Origin of the sequence: Arthrobacter sp. SO3 (genome assembly GCF_020532825.1) — a bacterium.
Lineage (GTDB): Bacteria > Actinomycetota > Actinomycetes > Actinomycetales > Micrococcaceae > Arthrobacter.
In genome coordinates this window covers 1-1,462 of sequence record NZ_MQTS01000172.1, presented here as the reverse complement: position 1 = coordinate 1,462, position 1,462 = coordinate 1, and the positions used below count along the sequence as shown (strand labels likewise).

The window sequence follows — 1,462 nt, the reverse complement described above, 5'->3', positions numbered from 1 at the left end:
AGAGGTTGGACGTGGCTGCAGGAGAAGAGACCTCCCATATCCTCAGCGGGTTGACTAACCAGCTGCCTGATCGTGATCCGGAAGAGACCGCCGAGTGGCTGGAGTCCCTGGATTCGCTGATTCAGGATCAGGGCACCGAGCGTGCCCAGTACATAATGCGCAGCCTGCTTCAGCGGGCCGGCGCGCAGAGCGTGGGCGTTCCGATGGTGACCACCACGGACTACGTCAACACGATCCCGGTGGACCAGGAAGCGCCGTTCCCCGGGGACGAGGAAATCGAGCGGAAGTACCGGGCGTGGCTGCGCTGGAACGCCGCGGTGATGGTGCACCGGGCGCAGCGGGCCGATATCGGCGTCGGCGGGCACATCTCCACCTATGCCGGGGCCGCGACACTCTACGAGGTCGGGTTCAACCACTTCTTCCGCGGCAAGGACCACCCCGGCGGCGGGGACCAGGTCTTCTTCCAGGGCCACGCCTCCCCCGGCATGTATGCCCGGGCCTTCATGGAGGGCCGGCTCTCCGAGGAGGACCTGGACGGGTTCCGGCAGGAGAAGTCCAAGGAAGGACATGCCCTCTCCTCCTACCCGCACCCGCGGCTGATGCCGGAGTTCTGGGAGTTCCCCACGGTCTCGATGGGCATCGGGCCGATGAACGCGATCTACCAGGCCCAGTCCAACCGGTACCTGGCCAACCGCGGCATCAAGGACACCTCCGACCAGCAGGTCTGGGCGTTTTTGGGTGACGGGGAAATGGACGAGCCCGAGTCCCGCGGCCTGCTCCAGCTCGCCGCGAACGACAAGCTGGACAACCTCAACTTCGTGATCAACTGCAACCTCCAGCGCCTCGACGGGCCCGTGCGGGGCAACGGGAAGATCATGCAGGAACTCGAGGCGTTCTTCCGCGGCGCGGGCTGGAACGTCATCAAGGTCGTCTGGGGCCGGGAGTGGGATGACCTGCTGGCCAAGGACGAGGACGGCTCGCTCGTGAAGATCATGAACGAAACCGTCGACGGGGACTACCAGACCTACAAGGCCGAGTCCGGCGCGTTCGTCCGCGAGCACTTCTTCGGGCAGACCCCGCAGACCAAGGAAATGGTCCAGGACCTCACCGATGACCAGATCTGGAACCTCAAGCGCGGCGGCCACGACTACAACAAGGTCTACGCCGCGTACAAGGCCGCGACCGAGTTCAAGGGCAAGCCCACCGTCATCCTGGCCCACACGGTCAAGGGCTACGGCCTGGGCACCCACTTCGAGGGCCGCAACGCGACCCACCAGATGAAGAAGCTCACCCTCGCGGACCTCAAGGCCTTCCGCGACCACCTGCGGATCCCGATCACGGACGACCAGCTCGAAGCGGACCTCTACCGGCCCCCGTACTACCACCCCGGCATGGACTCCCCCGAGATCCAGTACCTGATGGAACGCCGCCGCGCGCTCGGCGGCTTCGTCCCCGAACGCCG

General features: G+C 65.7%; 1 pseudogene. It reads left to right on the top strand.

Features of this window, described 5'->3' with window-relative positions:
- Positions 1–11: 11 nt before the first annotated feature.
- Positions 12–1,462 (top strand): annotated as a pseudogene (locus BJQ90_RS16110) (pyruvate dehydrogenase (acetyl-transferring), homodimeric type); the annotation flags it as partial.